The 23,159-nt window shown below is 40.2% G+C and carries 19 protein-coding genes and 3 riboswitches; of the genes, 9 read left to right on the top strand and 10 right to left on the bottom strand.

Features of this window, described 5'->3' with window-relative positions:
• Positions 1 to 681: a futalosine hydrolase gene (locus PaeCFBP13512_RS03685; protein WP_069326726.1), complete on the bottom strand. Its 681-nt coding sequence runs from the start codon at positions 679 to 681 to the stop codon at positions 1 to 3.
• A 346-nt stretch (positions 682 to 1,027) separates the two neighbouring features.
• On the opposite strand from PaeCFBP13512_RS03685, the gene fdhF reads away from it, so the two are divergent.
• Positions 1,028 to 4,021: a formate dehydrogenase subunit alpha gene (fdhF, locus tag PaeCFBP13512_RS03680; protein ID WP_137221219.1), complete on the top strand. Its 2,994-nt coding sequence runs from the start codon at positions 1,028 to 1,030 to the stop codon at positions 4,019 to 4,021.
• Positions 4,005 to 4,571: a DUF1641 domain-containing protein gene (locus tag PaeCFBP13512_RS03675; protein ID WP_137221217.1), complete on the top strand. Its 567-nt coding sequence runs from the start codon at positions 4,005 to 4,007 to the stop codon at positions 4,569 to 4,571. The genes fdhF and PaeCFBP13512_RS03675 overlap by 17 nt, the downstream gene beginning before the upstream one ends.
• A 154-nt stretch (positions 4,572 to 4,725) precedes the next feature.
• Here PaeCFBP13512_RS03675 and PaeCFBP13512_RS03670 read toward each other — a convergent pair whose 3' ends face one another.
• Positions 4,726 to 5,538, bottom strand: a complete 813-nt coding sequence (locus tag PaeCFBP13512_RS03670; RefSeq protein ID WP_069326723.1) for a transglutaminase-like domain-containing protein — start codon at positions 5,536 to 5,538, stop codon at positions 4,726 to 4,728.
• Between the two features lie 13 nt (positions 5,539 to 5,551).
• Positions 5,552 to 5,629, bottom strand: a riboswitch (cyclic di-GMP riboswitch).
• A 68-nt stretch (positions 5,630 to 5,697) separates the two neighbouring features.
• Positions 5,698 to 5,781, bottom strand: a riboswitch (cyclic di-GMP riboswitch).
• Positions 5,782 to 5,871: 90 nt separating this feature from the next.
• The gene (locus PaeCFBP13512_RS03665; protein ID WP_137221215.1) at positions 5,872 to 6,516 is read right to left on the bottom strand and encodes a sortase; all 645 of its coding nucleotides are present in this window, start codon (positions 6,514 to 6,516) and stop codon (positions 5,872 to 5,874) included.
• A gap of 62 nt (positions 6,517 to 6,578) precedes the next feature.
• A riboswitch (cyclic di-GMP riboswitch) is annotated at positions 6,579 to 6,674 on the bottom strand.
• Between the two features lie 147 nt (positions 6,675 to 6,821).
• Between PaeCFBP13512_RS03665 and PaeCFBP13512_RS03660 the strand changes: the two genes are divergently transcribed.
• Positions 6,822 to 7,442, top strand: coding sequence for a LysE/ArgO family amino acid transporter (locus PaeCFBP13512_RS03660; RefSeq protein ID WP_137221213.1), 621 nt, complete (start codon positions 6,822 to 6,824; stop codon positions 7,440 to 7,442).
• 125 nt (positions 7,443 to 7,567) lie between these two features.
• Here the strand turns inward: PaeCFBP13512_RS03660 and PaeCFBP13512_RS03655 are convergent, their stop codons facing one another.
• The 4 genes from PaeCFBP13512_RS03655 to PaeCFBP13512_RS03640 are packed head-to-tail and all read right to left on the bottom strand — an operon-like array spanning position 7,568 to position 11,703.
• Complete coding sequence (locus PaeCFBP13512_RS03655) at positions 7,568 to 8,596, bottom strand: glycoside hydrolase family 43 protein (RefSeq protein ID WP_137221211.1); 1,029 nt, start codon at positions 8,594 to 8,596, stop codon at positions 7,568 to 7,570.
• Positions 8,597 to 8,647: 51 nt separating this feature from the next.
• On the bottom strand, positions 8,648 to 9,511 hold the full coding sequence (locus PaeCFBP13512_RS03650; RefSeq protein ID WP_083243387.1) for a carbohydrate ABC transporter permease: 864 nt from the start codon (positions 9,509 to 9,511) through the stop codon (positions 8,648 to 8,650).
• Positions 9,508 to 10,365 (bottom strand): carbohydrate ABC transporter permease, encoded by an 858-nt coding sequence (locus tag PaeCFBP13512_RS03645; RefSeq protein WP_069326719.1) that lies wholly within the window; start codon positions 10,363 to 10,365, stop codon positions 9,508 to 9,510. Before PaeCFBP13512_RS03645 ends, PaeCFBP13512_RS03650 begins: the two co-directional genes overlap by 4 nt.
• 39 nt (positions 10,366 to 10,404) lie before the next feature.
• Positions 10,405 to 11,703, bottom strand: a complete 1,299-nt coding sequence (locus tag PaeCFBP13512_RS03640) for an ABC transporter substrate-binding protein (RefSeq protein ID WP_069326718.1) — start codon at positions 11,701 to 11,703, stop codon at positions 10,405 to 10,407.
• Between the two features lie 223 nt (positions 11,704 to 11,926).
• Between PaeCFBP13512_RS03640 and PaeCFBP13512_RS03635 the strand changes: the two genes are divergently transcribed.
• The gene (locus PaeCFBP13512_RS03635) at positions 11,927 to 13,033 is read left to right on the top strand and encodes a GntR family transcriptional regulator (RefSeq protein ID WP_069326717.1); all 1,107 of its coding nucleotides are present in this window, start codon (positions 11,927 to 11,929) and stop codon (positions 13,031 to 13,033) included.
• A gap of 82 nt (positions 13,034 to 13,115) precedes the next feature.
• On the opposite strand, the gene PaeCFBP13512_RS03630 is transcribed toward PaeCFBP13512_RS03635, so the two are convergent.
• Genes PaeCFBP13512_RS03630 through PaeCFBP13512_RS03620 form a run of 3 tightly spaced genes read right to left on the bottom strand, consistent with a single transcriptional unit; the run spans position 13,116 to position 15,908 of the window.
• Positions 13,116 to 13,988: a sugar phosphate isomerase/epimerase family protein gene (locus PaeCFBP13512_RS03630; protein ID WP_137221209.1), complete on the bottom strand. Its 873-nt coding sequence runs from the start codon at positions 13,986 to 13,988 to the stop codon at positions 13,116 to 13,118.
• A gap of 4 nt (positions 13,989 to 13,992) precedes the next feature.
• Positions 13,993 to 14,850 (bottom strand): sugar phosphate isomerase/epimerase family protein, encoded by an 858-nt coding sequence (locus tag PaeCFBP13512_RS03625; protein WP_137221208.1) that lies wholly within the window; start codon positions 14,848 to 14,850, stop codon positions 13,993 to 13,995.
• Positions 14,847 to 15,908 carry a Gfo/Idh/MocA family protein gene (locus PaeCFBP13512_RS03620; protein ID WP_137221206.1) on the bottom strand — a complete coding sequence of 354 codons (1,062 nt, stop codon included), beginning with the start codon at positions 15,906 to 15,908 and terminating at the stop codon, positions 14,847 to 14,849. Before PaeCFBP13512_RS03620 ends, PaeCFBP13512_RS03625 begins: the two co-directional genes overlap by 4 nt.
• Before the next feature lie 202 nt (positions 15,909 to 16,110).
• On the opposite strand from PaeCFBP13512_RS03620, the gene PaeCFBP13512_RS03615 reads away from it, so the two are divergent.
• The 5 genes from PaeCFBP13512_RS03615 (at position 16,111) to PaeCFBP13512_RS03595 (ending at position 23,126) form a co-directional block, all read left to right on the top strand.
• Positions 16,111 to 16,992, top strand: a complete 882-nt coding sequence (locus tag PaeCFBP13512_RS03615; protein WP_137221204.1) for an AraC family transcriptional regulator — start codon at positions 16,111 to 16,113, stop codon at positions 16,990 to 16,992.
• 26 nt (positions 16,993 to 17,018) lie between these two features.
• Positions 17,019 to 18,239, top strand: coding sequence for an acyl-CoA dehydrogenase family protein (locus tag PaeCFBP13512_RS03610; protein ID WP_342671969.1), 1,221 nt, complete (start codon positions 17,019 to 17,021; stop codon positions 18,237 to 18,239).
• A gap of 77 nt (positions 18,240 to 18,316) precedes the next feature.
• On the top strand, positions 18,317 to 18,562 hold the full coding sequence (locus tag PaeCFBP13512_RS03605) for a hypothetical protein (protein ID WP_137221199.1): 246 nt from the start codon (positions 18,317 to 18,319) through the stop codon (positions 18,560 to 18,562).
• 467 nt (positions 18,563 to 19,029) lie between these two features.
• Complete coding sequence (locus PaeCFBP13512_RS03600; protein ID WP_137221197.1) at positions 19,030 to 20,481, top strand: 3' terminal RNA ribose 2'-O-methyltransferase Hen1; 1,452 nt, start codon at positions 19,030 to 19,032, stop codon at positions 20,479 to 20,481.
• Positions 20,482 to 20,486: 5 nt separating this feature from the next.
• The gene (locus PaeCFBP13512_RS03595) at positions 20,487 to 23,126 is read left to right on the top strand and encodes a polynucleotide kinase-phosphatase (protein WP_241669261.1); all 2,640 of its coding nucleotides are present in this window, start codon (positions 20,487 to 20,489) and stop codon (positions 23,124 to 23,126) included.
• Positions 23,127 to 23,159 lie beyond the last annotated feature (33 nt).

Genomic DNA, 23,159 nt, shown 5'->3' with positions numbered 1-23,159 from the left:
TTATAGCACCTCCGGTAATATGGAGCTTGCTTTGGTTAAAGCTTGCAAAGCATCAGGAATACGCCAACTGCTTCGATCACGTGGCCCGACCCGATTAGAGATCGCCCGAATTTCGAGTACAGGTAAGTGGAAATAATGAGCAGCCAAAGCAACACCGTATCCTTCCATACCTTCTGCTGAAGCACCAGGAATACGTCCTGCAAGCATAGCTGTTGATTCAGCTGAGCCTGTAGTTGTAGATACCGTAACAACAGGGCCAATATGCACAGCAAGTCCAATCTGTTGAATAGCTGAAGCAAGACTTCCATTATAGACGGTATCGGCTTGGATCATTGAAGAGCCGAATCCCAATTCATCTACAGAAATAAATCCATGCTCCGGTGTCTCTGAACCCAAGTCTGCTGCGATCATCTGGCTCGCAAGAACAATAGATCCAATATCAGCATATCCTGCGAATCCACCGCCAATACCTGCACTGATCACCATATCAAACGATTCTTTTGCTAGAATCGCTGTTGTTCGTGCTGCTGCAGAAGCAGGACCTACACCAGCTAATTGTACACTAAAGCGATCTTCACTAAGCGCTGGCAATCCTCGAAGAATCGCTTCACGTTCAGCTTCAACGGCTGTCATAATCAATATTCGTCGAGAAGACGAATGAGAATGAATCGAAGTATTCATACATTGAGTCTCCTTACTTGTTTACAAGCATATCATTACAAGCTACATCCTAACGTTACTCTCATTAAACCATAATGTAAAGTCAGCTCAAATGGATACATTTAACGTTTATATCTATATGTCATTACATAAATATTAATTATGTCTAAAAATAAATAATAGATAACCATATAAAGGAAAAAGATGCTTACTTTAAAAACGGATTGGGTAAATATGATTCATCAATTTTATAATACATGATTTTGTGATATATCAATCAAGCAACAATAAGTAAAAGTAAGCAGTCAGTGGAATCAGAAGGATAAGAGAATGAGTTATTAATTTTGAGGTAGAGGTGAACAACATGATGAAGACAGACCATACAGAACATATCGTGATTGAAGTTAACGGACAATCGGTCGTTACAGAGCCGGGCATAACTATTGTACAAGCCGCCAAAGGACAAGATGAATTTTACATTCCGCAAATTTGTTATAACGAACAACTAGGTGCTATCGAAACATGTGATACATGTATGGTCGAAGTGAATGGAGAGTTGGTTCGTGGTTGTAGTACTGTAGTCAGTTCAGGTATGCAGATTTCTACTGAATCTTCACTGGTCAAAGCAGCTCAGCAAGAATCGATGTCTCGTATTCTTAAAAATCATGAATTATATTGTACGGTCTGTGATAACAATAACGGCAATTGTGTTGTTCATAATACTACTGAAAAATTAGGAATTGAACATCAGGATTATCCTTTCCAACCGAAACCTTACCAAATCGATAATACCAATCCTTTTTATAGATATGATCCTGATCAATGTATCTTATGTGGACGTTGTGTAGAAGCTTGTCAGGATCTTCAGGTCAATGAAACGTTAACCATCGATTGGAGTCGTGATCAGCCCCGTGTGATCTGGGATGATGATGTTCCTGTCGATCAATCGTCTTGCGTATCTTGTGGTCATTGTGTCACTGTATGTCCTTGTAATGCGTTGATGGAAACCACTATGGTCGGTGAAGCGGGATTCCTAACAGGCATCGATAATCAAGTGATGGAGCCAATGATTGAATTAACCAAAGAAATCGAACCAGGCTATCGAGAGATTTTCAAAGTGTCTGAGATCGAAGCTTCTATGCGTCACTCTCGAATTCAACGCACCAAAACAGTCTGTACGTATTGTGGAGTTGGGTGTAGCTTTGAAGTGTGGACCAAAGGACGTGATATTCTCAAAATCGAACCGTCTATCGATGCACCAGTGAACGGTATTTCGACATGTATCAAAGGTAAATGGGGTTGGGATTTCGTCAATAGCGAAGAACGTCTAACCAAGCCTTTGATTCGTAAAGGGGATCGATTTGTAGAATCAAGCTGGGAAGAAGCATTGAACCTAATCGCTGGCAAATTAGGCAGTATTCGTGAAGAATATGGTGCAGATTCGATCGGTTATATCGCTTCATCGAAGTGTTCTAATGAGGAAAATTACATTTTCCAAAAATTCGTTCGTTCGATTATGGGAACGAACAATGTAGATAACTGTTCACGTTATTGTCAGTCTCCAGCGACTTCGGGATTGATGCGTACTGTCGGTATGGGTGGAGATAGCGGCACAATCGAAGATATTCAGCAAGCCGATCTAGTGATGATTGTCGGTGCTAATCCTGCGGAATCGCATCCTGTATTAGCCACACGAGTGAAACGAGCACATAAACTTCACGGGCAGAAATTAATCGTATCTGATCTACGTAAAAATGAAATGGCTGAACGTGCGGATATTCATTTGCATCCAAGTCCGGGTTCTGATCTGGTCTGGGTATCGGCAGTGACCAAATATATTATTGATCAAGGTTGGGAAGACCATGGATTCTTAACAGCACGTGTAGATGGATATGAAGAGTTCCGTCAATCGCTAGATCAATATACGTTAGAGTACGCAGAACAAGTATCTGGCATCTCTCAAGCTGAATTGATTGCAACCGCTGAAATGATTCATCAAGCCAAATCAGTATGTGTGTTGTGGGCGATGGGTGTGACTCAACATCGCGGCGGAACCGATACGTCAACCGCTCTATGTAATCTATTGTTGACGACAGGGAATTTTGGTCGGGCGGGTACAGGCGCTTATCCTTTGCGTGGTCATAATAATGTACAGGGAGCTTGTGATTTTGGAACAATGCCGAATTTCTTCCCCGGGTATGAAAAAGTATCGGATGATGATGTTCGTCATCGTTATGAGCAAGCGTGGGGAGTAGAACTTCCATCAGAACCCGGATACGATAATCATCAGATGGTTGATGCAATTGAAGAAGGTAAACTGAAAGCGATGTATCTGTTTGGCGAAGATATGGCATTGGTCGATTCTAATTCCAACTTTGTAGCGGATATGTTAGGTAAATTAGACTTTTTCGTAGTGCAAGATATTTTCTTCTCCAATACAGCTCAATATGCAGATGTGATCTTGCCTGCTTCTCCAAGTCTTGAAAAAGACGGGACATTTACCAATACAGAACGCCGTATTCAGCGATTCTATGAAGTGCTCGCACCTTTGGGTGATTCCAAGCCAGACTGGCGTATTATTCAAGATGTAGCGAATGCTCTGGGTGCGAATTGGAACTATACTCATCCAAGTGAAATTATGGCAGAAGCCGCCAGTCTAGCACCTTTATTTGCAGGTGTTCATTATGATCTATTGGAAGGTTGGAATAGTCAATTGTGGCCTGTACATCCTAATGGAACAAGCACACATTTATTGTATGAAGAGTCTTTTCATTTTCCTAATGGCAAAGCAAAATTGTATCCGGTAGAGTGGACACAGCCGTATGAGCCGGAAGCGATGTATGATCTTCATTTAAATAATGGACGACTATTAGAACATTTCCATGAAGGCAATATGACGTACAAATCAGAAGGAATTCGCCATAAAGTATCCGGAACTTGGCTTGAAGTGTCACCAGAACTAGCTGCCGAAAGAGGCATACAAGATGGCAGTAAAGTTCGCTTAATTTCTCCATTTGGTAAAGTGAAATTGTCAGTACTGGTTACAGATCGTGTCAAAGGGAAAGAATTGTATTTGCCTATGAACACTTCGAATGAAGAGGAAGCGATCAACCGTTTAACCAGTAGCTATACAGATAAAGTCACCCATACACCAAGTTATAAAGAAATTAATGTGATGATGGAAGTGCTGACAGATCAAGTGGAACATCAGGTGTCGCCTTTACCACAGGTGAATCCACGCTTCGCTACACGGCGCCCACAGATTAGTGTACGCGTAGAAGATAAGTGGAATCGATCAGACTACGAACCGATTGCTACAACGATCCAGAAGGAGCGTGAGTCCCATGGCGAGACCTATTAAGCAGATCGAACGTCATATTCCAACAGAAGCCGAAATTCAAGCCCAATCACTAGGTCTACTGATCAAAGCATTAACTGAAAATACAGAATCAATCTTGAAAATGCTAGAGATTGTCAAAGAACTCGATCGAGCCGGTGTATTGGATATCGCAGATGCTGCACTCAAAAATAGAGTCCCTATTGGAGCTATAGGTATCGATATGATTGAAGGTATGAATTTACCACCACTGATCAAAAATGCATTTACACTGGTTCAAGTATTAGGAAAGCTTGATCCAAAAGAACTAGAGAAGCTGATCAAAGCTTTAGGGGCTGGATTAGATCACCTTGGAGACCTACAAGCTGATCCTTCGCAAAAAATCTATGAGACTGATAAACCTTCTAAAGTGGGTAAAAAGAACAGTCATTCAGATGATCATCCACCAGGGGTGCTAGGATTACTCGGAATGATGCGTGATCCTGATGTTCGATCGTCATTATCAGTGGGATTACAGTTTCTTAAAGCGATGGGTGGAGAACTCAGTAAAAAAGAACCGCCTCAAAGCTCATAATAGATAAATTTTCATCCATCAATAATCGTTAAATAAATGCAAATAAACCTGTAAATAACACAAGAAAAAAAGAGGGACTGATCATTGTTGAGATCAGTTCCTCTTTTTTATACTGTATGAATATTCATTTAGGATGAATATTGTATTTGTAGGATTAGTACGTTTTAACTGCTTTGTATTGAGAAGCAGGTTTAGTCAAAGTAGTTGTTTTACCGTTTTGTTTAAGTGTTGCATCGATGGTTGTATCTACTGTTACCCATTGACCATTCAAGAAAACTTCGTTCCAAGCATGGTATTCTTTAACGTTAGTCGAATTACCCATAACCAATTTAGTAGGAACACCTACGCTACGAAGCATTGCTGCATTTAGAGAAGCATAATCATAGCAGATGCCTGTGTTAGATACTAATGTATTTGCTGCATCAGGTACATATACAGCAGGTAATGCACTAGCAAATTTATAATCATATTTTACGTTAGTTGTAATGTAGTTGTAGATGGCTTGAGCTTTTTGCTCGTCTGTTGTAGCGTTTTTAGTCAATTGTTGTGCTTTGCTGATTAAAGCAGGAGCATTTTTCCAATCTACATTTTGAGTGGAAGCAAGATAGACAGCATTTGAGTCGTCAAGGTTCATTTCAAGAGAATCACCTTGGATTTTTTTGTAGCTGTTACCTGATGTGTTCTCAAGGATCGTTACATTGTATGTTCCATTACCTAGTTGTAAAGGGAAAGAAGAATCGGATTGAGAAGCATTAAGATCGTAAGTGTAGTTCACATCGTTTTTGCTGATCATTAATTTAGTACGAGTGTGAGAAGGTGCATTATAGTGAACGGCGATAAAGCCTTCGCTTACTGTTGAAGTGTCTAACCAAGAGTCAGTAGTAGTTGTTGTAGATGCATAAGTATGCGTCGGAGCGAAAGAGATAAGAGTGAATGCTGTCAAGCAAGTTAGCAAAAGTTTTTTCATGAGAATTATTCCTTTCGGTAGCTGGCTGCCATGTATACAAGGCCCTTTAGCTTTGCGTCCCAGTCTTTCGACAGGTTTGCCGTTATCGTTTGAATTTTAGTTTAAATTTGCATATATTACATAAAAAGGATATTGAGAGTATAAGAAAAAGCTTCTTCATTCGGTGGCTGGCTGCCAACCTCTAAGAGGTAAGGCCCTTTAGCTTTGCGTCCCAGTCTTTCGACAGGTTTGCCATTATCGTGCTGAAGCTTTTATGGTTAGTGTTAAAAAATCCTAAACCTTAAAAGTTACTTGTGGTTCACATTTACTATAATATCATTAAATCAAGAAAAATCAACTAGAAATATTTGTCGATATGCGCTCGGCATGGATAATAAGTCTATGAGTCGGATTGACTAGAGGATCACAAGTGACCAGCGTGATTTCTTCACGATTCGGATTACTTTCTAATACTGATACGTCAGTAGGTTCCACTATACTTATATTATCGGTTTTATATTCGAAAAGTGTACCCCTAGACTCAATTTTTATAATATCGCCTACTTTTATTTCATTTAAACGGTTAAATAATCGTCCATATTTGTGAGCACGATGAGCTGCAATGGCGAAGTTTCCTTTTTCACCTAATTGATCGGTTTCGGAAATGTGTACAGCTGCACTACGCATATTCTCACGAGTTGCTCCTTCTACTATCGGTAATTTTACATCAATCTTATCAATAGTAATAATACCGAGGATCTCTCCTTGTACCGGTGCTGGAGCGGTAGTTGATGATTCGCTTTCTTCATTGAGCAGATGATTGACTTTGGCATATCCACTTTGTAAATTAGTAGGTTGAGCAGTCGATTGTGCCATAGCTTCATTTTCAGCTTCATCTAATAAGCGACTTTGTTGCCAATCCGAATACCATTCATTCACTTGTGGATAAGCAAGTATTATAATCCCTAGCAAAATGAATACATAAGACCACTTTTTCATTATCATCACTCCGTATCTCTAGTTGTATATAATAAAACGCAGAAAAAGCCCCGATATATGTTCGGGGCGGTAGGACAATCATAGAAGTATAGTGATCTATACTCGTTAGACTCCACACTTTGCGTCCCATTCTTTCGAATGGTTTGCTTTTTTCCATAGATATCATTAAAAATTGAAGTTACTGCTAATAGTATCATTGATGGTAGGCACAGTAAATAAGTAAGTGAGATAATAACAGGGTTAATATAATAAAATATTTCTTACTCATTGGTAAACTTCAATTGGCAAGCGAAAGGAGATTAAATATGGTTGGGATTATCATGCATGCTTTGTTATTAGCATTAGGGCTTATTTTGCCTTTAGGTGTACAAAATATTTTTATTTTTCAACAAGGAATGGTGCAACGTCGATTCTGGAGTGCTTTGCCAGCGGTGATTACAGCAGGGATATGTGACACATTGCTGATCAGTCTGGCTGTAGGTGGAGTCTCCTTATTAGTGCTTGGTCTGCCGTGGATTAAGCATGTATTAATGATCGGTGGAATCGTGTTTCTTCTATATATGGGGTATATCACATGGAGGAGTAGTATTCAGGCTGAACAAGGGAATCGTAATGCCTTATCCATCCGCAAACAGATTGTTTTTGCTTTATCAGTGTCTTTACTCAATCCACATGCGTTGTTAGATACCATTGGTGTGATTGGTATTAGCTCGCTACCTTATGAAGGAAGCGATAAATTTATTTTTACAATCACATGTATTATCGTGTCATGGGTATGGTTTGTAGGTTTAGCAGTTAGTGGGCATTGGGTAGGTCGATTGGATCAATCAGGGAAGTGGTTGCCTTTGTTGAATAAATGTTCAGCATTGATGATCTGGGGAATTGCTTTGTTTCTTTTGTATCGTTATGTATTCGGAGCATTTTAGATCAGAGATACTACTATCGAAGATTCAAGGCGTGCCAATAAATCACCAAAAACCTCTATATCACTGCATACTCTCAGTAATATAGAGGAGACTGGTTTTACTTAGAATACAAGAATGATATTTATTTAGCTTTCTTTAGCGTGATCTACAGATGCTGTTTGATCTGTAGAGATGTGATCGGCTACAGGTACACCAAAATTCGGGGTATGGTCTGCATTCCAATGAATGATCTGAGCACGCATATGACGGTTCGGATCGTATAATGGATTACCTGAAATTTCTTTGTAATTACGAGCATGATAGATCATGACATCCTGTTGTCCATCTTCTGATACTGTGAAGCAATTATGTCCGGGGCCATACTGAGAATGGGCTTCGGCTGTACCAAAAACGGGTTGATCACTTTTGATCCATGATGCTGCATTTAGAATATCGCTATGAATATCAGCAGTAAGTAGTCCCATACAATAATGATGATCAGTAGCGCTGGCAGAATAACTGATAAATAATTGATCTTGTTTGCGTAAAAAAGCAGGGCCTTCATTGACTTTGAATCCGATACATTCCCATGATAGTTCGGGAATACTGAGTCTGGTCGGCGTACCTTTTAACGTCCAAGGATTATCCATTACAGATAGATAGAGATTAGAGTTACCATCGATTTCAGGTTCTTTTTGCGCCCATAATAGATATTGCTGCTCTTGATGTATAAATGTAGTCGCATCTAGAGCAAATGTATCCCAAGGCGTAATGATTTGTCCTTTTTCTACCCAAGTACCTTCCAGCGGATTAGGATGATCATTTTCCAGTACAAACATACGATGCTGGAAAAGCCCATCGACAATCTCGTCTGTAGCGGCTGCGGCAAAATAGATATACCATTTCTGATGAATATAATGAATTTCAGGAGCCCAGATTAAATGGCTCATCGGCCCTGTATCCGGCTTACGCCATACGATAACAGGTTCTGCATCTGCAAGACCTTGAATATGGGTAGCCCGCCGAAGCTCTATATAATCAAAAGAAGGCACAGAGCCGGTAAAATAATAATAATCATCGGTATGTCGATACACCCACGGATCAGCACGTTGTTCAATAATCGGATTGCGGTAAGTGGTTGTGGATGAAGAAGTAGGTGAAGATTGAGTATCCATCTCAAGACTCCTTTATATAATCTATAGTGTGTTGGGACTGATATGCACTGATTATCCTTTGACTGCACCAGCGGTGACGCCACCGATAATGTATTTCTGTGCGAAAAGATAGAACACCATAATCGGGATCATAGATAAAATAATGGCTGCAAATGCCATATTAATCTCTGATGTGTATTCTCCGAAAAATTGGAACTGAACTAATGGTAAAGTGGAAGCTTCTTTTTTCTGCACAATAATCATCGAGACGACAAAATCATTCCAAGCTCCAAGCGCGCTTAATACCAGAATCGTTGAATTAATCGGCTTCAGTAGCGGGAAAATAATACTGAAAAATGTCCGATATCTGGATGCGCCATCTAACATGGCTGATTCTTCTAATTCGCGTGGAACTGTCTTAATAAAACCTACATACAAGAAAGCGAAATAGCCTATCTGTACACCGGTTAATGCAATAATTAGACCGGGAATCGTGTTCAATAAATGCAGTTCTGTCCACGTTTTGTACAGAGGAAACATTAATACTTGAAAAGGCAACATAATACTAGACATAAACAGATAGTAGAAAAAGTTATAAAAGCGATTGTTGTTACGTGCGATCATATAAGCCGCCATCGAACAGACGGTGATCGTTAATAATACGGTGCCAATAGTCGTCAGCACACTGTTGCGTAAAGCAAGAAAGAAGTTAGAAGCGGCTATGGCATCGCTGTAATTGGACCATGCAATATGTGTTGGAAAAGCTAGTGGACTTTGAGCCGTTTCGATGGGTGTCTTAATCGAATACACGATAGCGATATAAAACGGAAATAAAAACAAAATCGCGATAATATACAACATAATAATTCGGATTAACTTGGGAAAACGGCGTTTTGACGTTTCTTTGACTCGTACAATCGGAACCGAAGTATTCAATATTCCACCTCTCTTCTCCGAAAATAGTTAGTGACAAACACAGTTACGATCAAAATAAAGAAGAATAACATAAGAGCTGCCATCTGCCCGTAACCGGCTTTGAAATAAGGAAACTCATAATTATACACATACATAGCCAGTGTCTCGGATGATGTACCCGGGCCGCCTTTCGTAGCGACCATCGGATAATCAAATTGTCGTAATCCTGTACCGATCCAGAGCGGAATACAATACGTGAAAGCAGGCATTAACAAAGGAACTGTAATTTTGGAAAATTGAATCCAACTGCCAGCTCCATCAATATGCGCTGATTCGTACATATCTTTGGGAATGGTCTGTAGTCCTGCGTAATAGATGACCATTGCCAGACCGACTTCTTTCCAGACACTAATAATCGAAATGCCTAGCATAACGGTAGTCGGATTTCCCAATAATCCTCCATCGGTATGGAAAATCGTTGGGAAAATATCGCTGTAAATATAACGCCAGATAATAGCAGCTAGCACCAGGCTGATCACCATCGGCATAAATATAAAGCTTTTGAGCAAATTAACGCCCGGGAACTTAGTATTTAGCGCAACTGCCAGACCAAGTCCGATCACATTGATAAATACGGTCGTAAAGATCGCAAAAAACAGTGTGTTTTTAATCGGATTCAATAGCTCTGTATCGGTAAATAATAATTTGAGATTGTGCAAACCTACATAATCGTAAGACATATCAATCCCGTTCCAGTTAGTAAAAGCAATATTGACTCCACGAAAGAAAGGGAACACAACTACAAGGCAGAAGAACAGTAAAGCAGGAACGATAAAGGTGAACTTGAGCAGTTCGTCTTTGTACTTACGGGTCACGAGATCACCACCAGATTAGTTAGAATAGGATACTTACGATTAATTCATTTTGTTGATTCGAGCGAAATCAGCATCTAATTTTTGTAGCAATTCATCGACGCTACGTGTTGCAGGATCAGAGACAAGGAAGAATGTTAAATCTTTTTGCCACGTATCATCATATTGTCCGTACCAGAGAGGTTTAACCTGATTATTGACAACTTTGCCGGTTTTGAAGATCGTTTGAAATTCTTCAGAGATTGGATCTTGTTTGGCTGGTTTGATATCTGCTGAGATTGCGCTTAGTGTCTGTACGCCATCTGCCCAGATTTGAGCACCTTCATCAGATGCCATAAATTCTAAGAATTTTTTAGCGGCATCTAGATTTTTGGATTGAGCACCGATCATCCATGTATCATCTGTAGAGTAAGTCATGACATTGTTCTCAGGCGTATCTGTTGCTGGATACATAAAGACACCGAAATTGCCTTCAGGGTTATAGCTACGAATCGTTCCAATAGCAAAGCTACCCATAATATCCATTGCCGCTTTACCTTGAGCAAAATACTGAAGCGAACGATCGTAATCAATATCAGCAGCATCTTTGTTAGCAAAAGAACTAAGTGTATTCACACGAGTCAAGAAATCTTTGTAACCTGGAATCGCTGCAAAAGTAGTCTCGCCTGCCATCATTTTGCCTGCATAATCAGGATTGTCTTTAAGCAAATTACCCCACATATCAGGCCACATAAAGCTCATATATGAAGCGCCATCTTTCCATGAAGCGGCAAAAGGAGTGATATCTTTGGATTGTAACGTTTGTGCTACTTTCACTAATTCAGAGTATGTTTTAGGAACTTCTACGCCTGCTTTTTTGAATAAATCTTTGTTGTAGATGACAGCGTTGGTCATTAGGTCAGTAGGTAATCCGTATACTTTGCCGTCGTAGGAAACGTTAGGGAGATAATCTTTATTTACTTTTTGAATAAAAGGTTCATTGGTAAGGTCTAGAAAAGCACCTGCTTTGGTAATATCGACCATACCTTGCGGACGACCAAAAATGATATCAGGTACATCGCTTGCAGCCACTTTCATTTTGATATTGTCATTGTATTTATCTACAGGCATGACTTGCACATCGAACGTAATATTAGGATTCAATTCCGTAAAGCGGTCGGTTAATTTTTTAAATGTATCGACTTTGGGCTTCTCCACCATATAGTGGGTAACTGTTAACGTTACTTTGTCATTGGCTCCGCTTCCACCTGAAGCAGAAGAAGAATCAGTAGAGTTACCACAAGCAGATAAAAGGGTCGTCACCAGTAGCAAAGAAGAAAGTAAGATACCTGATTTTTTCATAATTGACCTCCAAATTTAAAATGTAAACGCTTTATTCCTGTAGTATACGGCTCAAATTTTAGAATTTATATACTCAATTGGTTATAAATTTAATAAAAATATGTTTTATATAAAAAGTATATTTATGTGCTATAATCAGCTCCAAATAAAAATGTATACGTTTACAATAAAAGTGCTATGCTATAAAAAATGTAAACATTTGATGGCGGAGGTGAGAATAGACATGAAGAAAATGCCACTGTATAAGCAGATCAAACAGCAGATCAAAGATAAGATTATTTCAGGGGAATTACGATACAAAGATCGTGTGCCTTCCGAGCAAGAGATTATGGATGAATATCAAGTGAGTAAGATTACAGTGAAAAATGCGTTGATTGGACTGGCTGAAGAAGGATGGGTGACCCGTATTCAAGGAAAGGGGACATTTGTATGTTGGAATGAGCAAGAGGAGAGTAATCATACGCAATCAGAATATCTTTCCGGGCATCATCAACAGGGATCATCCAGTGTACCTACTGCCCATTTACCATTGATTGGTCTGATTATTCCTACAATGAAGACCAGTGTCATCCAGAAAATGATTGATTATACAGAATATTATGCAGGGCAATTGGGTTATCAATTGATCCTCCATATTACACGTGAATCGTCGAGCAATGAGACAGAAGCTATCGTTCGGCTGTTGTCGATCGGAGCGCAAGGGATGATTGTGTTTCCAACAGAGGATGAGAAATACAATGAATCGTTATTGAGGTTATCACTGGATAAATTTCCATTTGTGTTTATGGATCGCTATTTACGCAATATAGAGACGTTCCGAATCACTTCAGATAATTTGAGTGCTGCTTATGAAGCGATTGTTTATTTATTGAGCAAAAAGCATCGTCATATCGCGTTAATTTCACCGGATCGAACGAATACCGTCATTGAAGATCGTACATCGGGTTTTGAAAAAGCATATATCGATCATCATATTTCAATCGACAAAAATCTATGGTGTCATATTCCGTTGGATATTTTGCGTAATGAGCAGGGAAAAGAATATATTACCCATTTCATGAATCACCATTCACAGGTGACTGCTGTACTGGCTTTAAGTGCAGAAGCAGCCAAATTAACATATGCTTCACTGGTAGAACTGGGAAAGACAGAGGATGTAGAATTGATTTCTTTTGATAATCCAGAATTGCCGGGTATCGGGTACTTGAAGCAAGATGAACGAACAATAGCGAGATTAGCTGTAGAGTTAGTGCATGCACAGATCAAAGGCAATCATGAACCGCAGCATAAAGTGGTACAAGTGAGTCTGAATTTGCAACAATTGATCTAAACGTCTAAAAGGTGAAAAAAGCCTTCAAAAGATCATTAATCGATCATTTAAAGGCTTTCATATTTATCCTAATCAAGCATAATTATTGAGTTGATTTGTATTGTTGAATAAACGAAACGGCTTGACGAATATCTTGCTCCGGTTGGTCACCGACTTCACGTTCGATCGTCAGATAACCGGTATACCCGATATCTTGTAAGGCGGCAAAATAAGCTTGGAAATCAACACTTCCTTCACCCAGTGGAACCTCGCTAAATCCAATACTTCCATCATTCATCGCAGCGATCTGTTCATGACTCAGGTCACCATACACATCATGCGGATTGACCTCACGTGTACGAACCCCATCTTTGACATGAGTATGCACGATATAGTCACGTAATGTATATACACCTTGCACCGGATCATCGCCTGTAACCATCACCATATTTGCTGGATCGTAGTTGACTGCAACGCCTTTACTTTCTAAAGAATCGAGAAAAGATTTGAGACGTGATGCAGGTTCAGGGCCAGTCTCTATGGCAAAATAACCGCCTAAATCAGAAGCAAAAGCAGCCAGTTCATTACACGCCGATTGCATCACTTTATACATAGGATCGTTCTCATCTTCAGGCACAATCCCAATATGAGTCGTTACGATCGGACTGCCTAGCTCAAGTGCCAGCGTCATGACTTTTTTGGATTTTTCGATTTTCCAGATATTATCTGCTTCATTGCGGAATCCGTGGCCTCCATAATCTGCACATAAAGCAGACACTTCCAGTCCAAGTTCAGCCAAATATTGTTTGAGTTCAACACGAGCTTGTGCATCTAAGTGATCAGGGTCCATTTCACCTTGTGTTGCCCAAATCTGTACACCATCTGCACCGACTTCTTTTGCTTTTTGCAAATCGGCTTTGAGTCCTAGACTAAAGCTATCAGAGATAACACCAATCTTACCTAATGTTGTGACCATGTCATTACACCTCGTCCCATATTCTTTGTACATTCTCAAGTCCGATTCGAGCGCCAAGCAAGTCATTTTCTAATCCTTCAAATTCCACAGAAACATATCCATCATATCCAGACTGCTTTACAATCCGCAGTACTTCCCACATATCAATATCACCCTGACCAATGATCGCTCCACGTAGATATTGTCCGGCTGTACTGGTAAACCAACCTTCACCTGGATGACGATAAGCAGGACGAATATAGAAATCCTTCACATGCACCATCGAAGCATATGGCAAATTTTGAGGAACAGCTGCGATTGGATTTTCATCGGTACATAAAAAGTTGCCGATATCGAGTGTTGTTTTGTAATTGGGGCGATCAACAGCTTGGATAAGTGCTTGTACACGATCAGCTTGTTGAATAAAGAAACCATGATTTTCGACACTGGTCGTGATGCCATACTGCTGTGCATGATCTGCGATACGTCGACAAGCTGAAGCGAGACGATCTAACTGTTGATTGAAGTGTTGAATCGATACGTCTGTGGATGAAGCTACATCATGACGCATTAATTTGACTCCTAATTGATGGGCGATATAGACTTCATCCATCACACGCTGTATTTCTTTCTCATAGGCTTCATCGCTATCGGTTAGAAAGTTAGCTCCAACAGCATAATTAGAAATTTCGATATCTCGCTCTTTGGCTCGCTGAACAATGTGTTCGATCAGTTCAGGCTGTTCGGTCAAATTATAGCTTAGCGGTACAATCTCGACATGAACAGCTCCATGATCTGCGGCAAAATCGATCACATCCACTACATTCATTGCGCCCGAACTTAATTGCCCGTGTAGACTATAGGTGCTCAGTCCAAGTTTCATAATCGTACCTCCTTGCCAAGCTTGGCAGATTCGTAGATAGCTGTAAGCATCCGCATCATCTGTACACCATCTTCAACAGGGCTTAGTGGTTGCTTACCTGTCTGAATACAGTCGATAAAATGCTTGATTTCATTATCAAAAGCTTGTTCAAATTGAAAATCTTTATGATCGGTCTGAGGTTCTATATTGAGAACTGTATTGTATTTTTCAGTGGTGATATGAACCGCAGGATCGACTTCAAAACCACCTTTAGTGCCATACAATTTGATCATGCCTTCATTTTGCTTGGCATGCAGGCTGAAGCTTACATCTACTATTAATGAAGCGCCATTGGTAAAGCGGATCATTGCATTTGCCATATCTTCAACATTGTTCTGAGTAGCATCGTAATCCGCAGCTTGATAACGGGATAGATGTTCTACATTGGCTCGATTACCGAGTTCGTAATACGTATTCCCACTCACCGATAACGGTTCAGGTCGCCCCATGAGATACCAGCAGAGATCGATGGCATGTACACCAATATCGATCAAAGGGCCTCCACCGGAACGTTCAATATCACTAAACCAACCGCCCGGATTCCCAAGACGACGAATATAAGAAGCTTTGGCATAATAAATAGTACCGAAGTCTCCTTGTTGACTAAATTGGTTCAACATCTGTGCATTAGCATCATAGCGACGTACAAATCCGACTTGTAGTAATTTGCCTGATGCCTTTACCGCAGCTTGTACTTGTTCTGCTTCTTCGACCGTACGACAAAGAGGCTTTTCGACCAGTACATGTTTGCCTGCTTGTAGAGCAGCGATACTAATTTCGGCATGACTGTTATTCCATGTACAGATACTGACAGCATCTATAGCCGGGTTATCCAGCAGATCCTGATAGTTTGTATAAGCGGTAGCGCCTTCATATTGTCTAGCGACTGTCTCTGCACGTTCTGCATTGAGATCACAGACACCGATAATCTGTACATCTGGATGCTTGTGATAAGGCTTTAAATGAAATTCTGAGATACTGCCTACACCGATTACACCGATTCCAATTTTGGCTGTCATAGATAGTCTCCTTTAGGTTGAAATAGTACGAAATATGTATTTCTCTGGTAAAAGATAATGCTTTGTTGAAATTATATAATGGATCGTCACAGTGGTCATGAAGCGGTGTGCGGTTTGTTTGTACTATTGTGCGATTTGAAATGATACAATAAAGAAAGAAAAGCAATGTGAATGTGCATTTTGCTGGTAAAGGAGTAGGGACATGAACTGGCCTGTAGATTTGCAAGAACCGATGAATATGCCTGATCCTTATTTTCCAATCAAAATGAATTTTTGCCATTCTTCAGAATACGGGCAGATTCTTTTCCCGCATCACTGGCATCCTCATATGGAGTTTCTTTATTTTGAAGAAGGCGAAGCGATTATAGAATGTAATTCGGTACCCATTCATGTACACGCAGGAGATATAATTGTGCTGAATAGTAACGATCTGCATCATGGAATGAGTCTATGTAATCATCTGGTTTATTATGCGCTTATTGCGGATCTGTCTTCATTACAAAGTCTTTCTCAAGATGCGGTAGAGACCAAATTTATTACACCGATGACGCAGAATCGTTTGCTTTTTCAAAGTTATATTACAGAAGATCCTGCACTTGATCAGTGTATGACCGAGATTATACATGAATTCAAAACACGTCATTTGGGGTATGAATTATCGATCAAATCCAATATGTATCGCTTGCTTGCGATGCTTGTACGTCAATATGTAATTGAAGATTCAAACTGGCAAAATCATCACAGTCGAATTAAGAATTTAGAACGATTTACACCCATTTTGCAACATATCGAACAGCATTATGCAGAGGAGATTCCTGTAGAACTATTGGCTCAAATGGCAGGATTAAGTCGTTTTCATTTTAGCCGTCTTTTTCACGAATTAACGAATCGGACAGTGACTGAATATATCAATCGTGTACGTATTAATCGAGCCGAATATTTATTGCTCAATAGCAGTATGACGGTAGCCGAGATCGCGATGGCTTCAGGATATAACGATATTTCTTATTTCAGTCGTACGTTTAAAAAATATCGCAACGGTTCACCTACTGAAATACGTGCATCATTTGCAAATGTGGAATAATACAATCTGAACATGAGGTGCATAGGATGATGAATATACAGAATTATTTTGCTGTGACTGCGGAGCAACAGGAATTGGTTCAATGGATCGGAGATATAGCAGATCAGTATGCAGATGGAGCAGTAGAAGCGGATGAACATAATCAGTTAAATACAGAATTGATTCAAGCGCTCAAAGATGCAGGATATCATACATATTCGGTTCCTACAGAGTATGGTGGGAAAAGCATTTCACTGACTGACTTTTTGCTCTGTCAGGAACGGATCGCACAGGTGGATGCACCGACAGCGATTGCGATAGGCTGGCATCATATTTCGATGTTTAATCTATCACAAAGTCGGGCTTGGGATGAAGAGGTTTTTGCTGATCTATGCCGTGATGTGGTTGAGCGTGGTGCTTTAATCAATCGAGCGGATTCGGAAGCGGCAACAGGCAGTCCTTCACGTGGAGGTAAGCCCCAGACCCAAGCGAATCGTTCAGGAGAAAGTTATGTATTGAATGGCAGAAAATCGTTTACGACGATGTCACCGATGCTTGATTATTTTCTGATCTCAGCCACGCTTGAACCGGATGGTAATGTAGCTGATTTTCTGATTCCACGTACTGTAGAAGGTGTATCGATAGATCCTGTCTGGGATATGGTAGGGATGCGAGGAACGGCTAGTCACAATCTAGTATTAGAAAACGTTATATTACCTGCTAAAGCTTGTGTGGGTATACGTCCGAATGTGAATCCCAATCAACCGCGTAAATGGGAATTAAGTGCATATATGATGAATATTCCAGCCAGTTATCTAGGAATAGCGATAGCAGCACGACAACATGCGCTTGATTTTGCATCGACGTATCAACCGAATAGTGTCAATGAGCCGATTATTCATTTACCTCATATCCAGCAGAAATTAGGGCAGTTAGAGCTTGAGCTCACCACAGCACGTCACTTTATGTATGCTGTAGCGAATCGTTGGGATAGAGAACAAGAGCATGCGGCATCAACTGGAAAAGAATCATTTTCGGATTACCAGAATTGGATTAGCCCTGATCTTGCAGCAGTCAAAACAGTAGCGATTCAAGCCGCTATCTCTGTAACCGATCAAGCAATGCGTATTGTCGGCGCTCATAGTCTAGCGATGAGTCATCCATTGCAACGATTATATCGCGATGTACGTTTTGGACTGCATAACCCGCCGATGGATGATGTAACGATCACTCAACTGGCACAACGAGCGATTCGAACACAACTTTAAAAAAATGGTTACCAAGTGAATAGTATCTACGTATGTTAAACAGGGAATTGAAATAATGTATACCAAATAAAGCGTAATTGCGAAAAGGACGAGATATTTTGTTAATTAACACACTGGCATGGATTGGCACATTGTTTATGGTATTGTCTGTTATATTAAGCAGTCGAGGATTTGGAGAAATTGGTGTTAGAAGGCGTAATGATGATGCTGAAATACAAGCATATATGGAGCGCAAAAGGAAAAGAATTCAGTGGGCGATTCGAAGTTTTGGCGTAGCTGTTGTGTTTTATATTTTGGTTTTTATTATTTACGCTGTAGGATAACGTAATAAAGATCATGTTGACATTGTCTGGAAAAACGTTATATGATGGTCACAATTCAGGCAGGAAGACCTGAATGTATTCTATACACCACAAAAATAAGGTAATACCCATACATGAAAAGGAGGTCGCGAGAAGATGAGTTATAATCCCAATTTGACGCTATTAGATCTATATACAGACGAACCACGTTATCAGAGTCAGCATCATTGGATACGTATTATAACGACTTATCATTCTGATCGGACCTCGCAAGATTTGTTTTCTTGCTGAATACATATGCTTATAGATTACCGCTTGTACCTTTTGCCAGCTCATACGTGGCAGATGGATCAAGTTGTGTCTTACCGTATAATGATTCCAGTGTAAATAGCACTGTCGAGACCGTAGACGAATAAGTCTGCGGTCTTTTTTTATGTAGAAATCGTAGCCAGACAACCACAAAGCTGAATTTGAAGGAGGGAATACATATGTATTTAACAATCAAAGCTACTGGAACACATGCAAGTATGATCTCGCATTTATTAGCCAAAAATCCAAACAATCTTTATGATCGTACCGAAAAAGGTGCAAGAATACGACTGGTGTATACGTCTTTCCAGCCGGAAGAAACCGAAGTGTTGTTATTTGTGACTCCTGATCCGATTGATTTGGTCAAAGGAAGCCCCGATCATTATGATATTACTCAATATATTAACGATCGTGAATTGGTAGTGAGTAGCTTATTTTGTAGTTATATACGTCCAGCATTAGGTACAGCACTTAACGGTAAGCCCAAAGCGGATTATATAGATTGGGTTGAACATCTTTTTACTTTACACATGAGTCTGGGTCCAGTCGCTTCCGATTTGCCTGATCATGTGATTGAATCGTTATTTCAACCGCTTGGTTATGAAGTGCAGATGGAGCGTGGTGAGATCGATTATTCATTTGATCTCAAAAATCGAAGTACTGTACGTCATATCCAGATTAGCGGGCAACAGACATTACAACACATGCTACGCCAATTATATATTTTGATTCCAGTTCTTGATAATTATAAACATTATTATATTAGTGATGATGAGATTGAGCGATTGCAACGTTACGGTGAAGGCTGGTTATCCACACATCCACAGCATGATCTCATTATCAAACGCAGTCTACGATTTGCTCCGTTAATTAAAGAATATGAGCAAAAAGTAGCAAAAAATGAAGATATAACCAATGTATCAACAGAATTGTCCACAAATCAAGCAGAAGCAAGTGAAATGAAGTCAGAACTATCTGAAGATCAGGACAAACAATATGATCCACATCAGACAGAACCTCCTGTGATTCGGTTGAATGAATTACGTTATCGGGCAATCGTCGAACAAGTTAGCCAATTGCCACAGCATAAGCAAATTGTTGATTTTGGTGCAGGTGAAGGGAAGTTGTCTGTTCGTCTTGGAGAGATCGAAGGGGTAGAGCAGATCTGGGCGGTAGAGCCTTCGATGCAGTCTCAATTACGAGCGATTGACCGATTTGCCAAATTAGAAGGACGTACTGATTATGTTATTCCGGTGGTAACTACAGGGTCTTTATTTTATCGTGATGAACGTTGGGTCGATCAAGATGTGATCATTTTATGTGAAGTGATCGAGCATATCAATGAAGTCCGATTGCCACAAGTCATCCACACGTTATTCACAGATTACCGTCCACAGACCTTAATTATGACGACACCGAATCGGGAATATAATGAAGTCTATCAGATGGGCAACGATGAGATTCGTCATACCGATCACCGATTTGAATGGACACGAGCAGAATTGGAGCAATATTGCACACAGTGGATTCAAGATAGACCGTATACATTTACCCTTTCAGGTATTGGGGAAAAACATGAACAGTATGGACAACCTACCCAAATGGTTGTATTTCATAGAATAGGAGGATAGCACCTATGAACACGCAAATGACAGAAGAACGTAGTGATTCATCTTCCAGCACGATTATGATTCCTCATGCTGGGATTGTGCTCTTAATGGGTGCATCCAACAGTGGGAAAAGTACATTAATTGAGCAACTCAAGCAACAACAATATATTGGAGAGCATGAAAGTCTGTCCTCTGATCAATTTAGGCAAATGGTTGGCGATACAGATTATATTGATTGGCGGCGACCTTCTCGTGAAGAAGGAGAAGTGATGTATCAGCAGTATAAACGCATTTCCGATCAAGCTTTTAAAGTGATGCAAGATCTATTAATCGCGCGCTGTCGCTTAAATAAATTAACGATTGTTGATGCTACACATTTACAACCTGAAGATCGAGCAGTCTATATTACGCTGGGCAAGCGATATCATGTACCTGTGATACTGATTGCACTGGATATTTCTGAACAGACATTGATGGAACGGGATCAACATCGTGAACATCCACGAGGGCGACAACGGGTCAAGCAACAAGCTCATCAATTCCGAAAAAGTATCAAAGGATTGCGAAGTGAAGGATTCAGCTCTGTATATATTATCAAAGAGCATAAATATGCAGATTCACAATGGAAACGGTCTGCTAACCATATGCTGATCGAACTGACAACAGGGATTGATATCATAGGCGATATTCATGGTTGTTATGATGAAATGATCGAATTGATCGAGCGCTTAGGATATATTGCCGATTCAGCAGGATTATATCGTCATCCGGAAGGACGCAAGTTAGTATCTGTTGGCGATATTATGAGCCGTGGACCGAAGTCGCTAGAGACAATGATATTTTGGCATAATCATTTGACCGCGAAGTTAGCATGGATGGTCGATAGTAATCATGGTTGGAAAATCGCTCGTTATTTGGAAGGTAGACAGGTAACAATGAGTCATGGAGATGAGCAGATTATTGAAGCATTCCAACAATATGAAGCGATTCATGGTATAGAGGATACAAAGATATTAAAAGAACAATTGAAAGACATGTTGTTATCCACACCTTCGCATCTAGTCTTTACACAACATGGAGTCCAACGATTAGTCGTTGCTCATGCCGGGATTCGAGATGATTTTATCGGTAAAGATTCCAAACGTATTGATGATTATTGCCGTTATGGTGATATCGATGGAACAGATGAAGCTGGCAAACCGATTCGTAAAGACTGGTTTGCCGATCATACATCAGGGGAATGGATTGTATGGGGACATGATCCTCGTCCACAGCCTACAACCGTCAATCAGACGATCAATATTGATCAAGGTGCTGTATTTGGTGGCATGCTAACAGGATATCGTTATCCTGAGCAGACTTTTATAAGTGTCAAAGCATATGCTGATTATGCACAAGACCCGAATAGTCCGCTAGTTCGCTGGGAAGAAGGACGATTTGCTCCGCCTTCGTTATCACGTTTAATTGACGGATATACCGTTCAGACTAAGGTTTATGGAGAAGTGAAAGTACGCAGTGAATTTGTCAAAACAGCTTTAGATACAATTTCACATTATACGATTCCGTTAGAAGAATTAATCTATATTCCACCAACGATGACACCACCTCCATTGGCGGCAGTCGCAGAGAATTATCTGGAACATCCAGCCGAAGCGATCGCTTATTATCGTGCGCAAGAAGTGAGTACGATGATCGCTGAGAAAAAGCATATGGGCAGTCGTGCGATTGTATTACTATTCCGTGATGAACAAGCGGCTATTCCTTATATAGGTAGACCTCTGCAGGGAACGATTTATACACGGACAGGCAGAGCATTTTTCCAGATGGAGTTAGAACGTGAAGTGTTATTAACTTTGCAACAGCAACTACAAGAAGCCGGTTATTTTGAAAAGTATCAGACCGATTTCGTTCTTATGGATACAGAGATTGTGCCATGGAATCTGAAAGCTCGTGAGTTGATTGCTTCTCAATATGGACATGTCTCTGAAGCGGCTACAATGGATCGAGATTATATCGTTAATCAATTACGCAAAGCTCAAAGTACTGGTGCTACAGTGAGTGACTGGATTGCTGAATGGACGGTCAAACAGCAAAATGCCACTATTTTCCGAGAAACATTCCAGCAGTATTGTTGGGATACCGACGGCATGGAAGGGATACGGATCGCTCCTTTTCATATTTTGGCACATAGTACAGGAGCTTTTATGGATCAGACACATGAGTGGCATATGAAGCATGCTGAAGAATTAGCTCAATGTAGTAACTGGTTTATGGCGACAGAGTATAAAATGATTACCGATGAGAATAGTGAACAAGACGTTATACAATGGTGGAAAGAATTAACAGAAGACGGACATGAAGGTATTGTAATCAAGCCAGAGAAGATGACAATGCATCATCGCAAACAGTTAATTCAACCAGCGATCAAAGTGCGAGGACAGAAATATCTGCATATGATCTATGGCATCGATTATTTGCATCCGAATAACTTAAGTCGTCTCAAACAACGTAAAACGCGTAAAAAAGAACGTCATGCTTTGATGGAATTTGCGCTAAGTATAGAATCGGTAGAGCGTTTTGTAAGGCGTGATCGTCTGGAGCAGATCCATGAATGTGTATTGGCTGCATTATCGTTAGAATCGGATGCAGTTGATCCACGATTATAGATGATTTTTGTAGTCATAAATTATAGATTGAAA

This window comes from Paenibacillus sp. CFBP13512 (assembly GCF_005233705.1).
Classification (GTDB): domain Bacteria; phylum Bacillota; class Bacilli; order Paenibacillales; family Paenibacillaceae; genus Saccharibacillus; species Saccharibacillus nuruki.
Note: the sequence above shows the minus strand (reverse complement) of the source record. Positions and strands in the feature narration are given on the sequence as shown.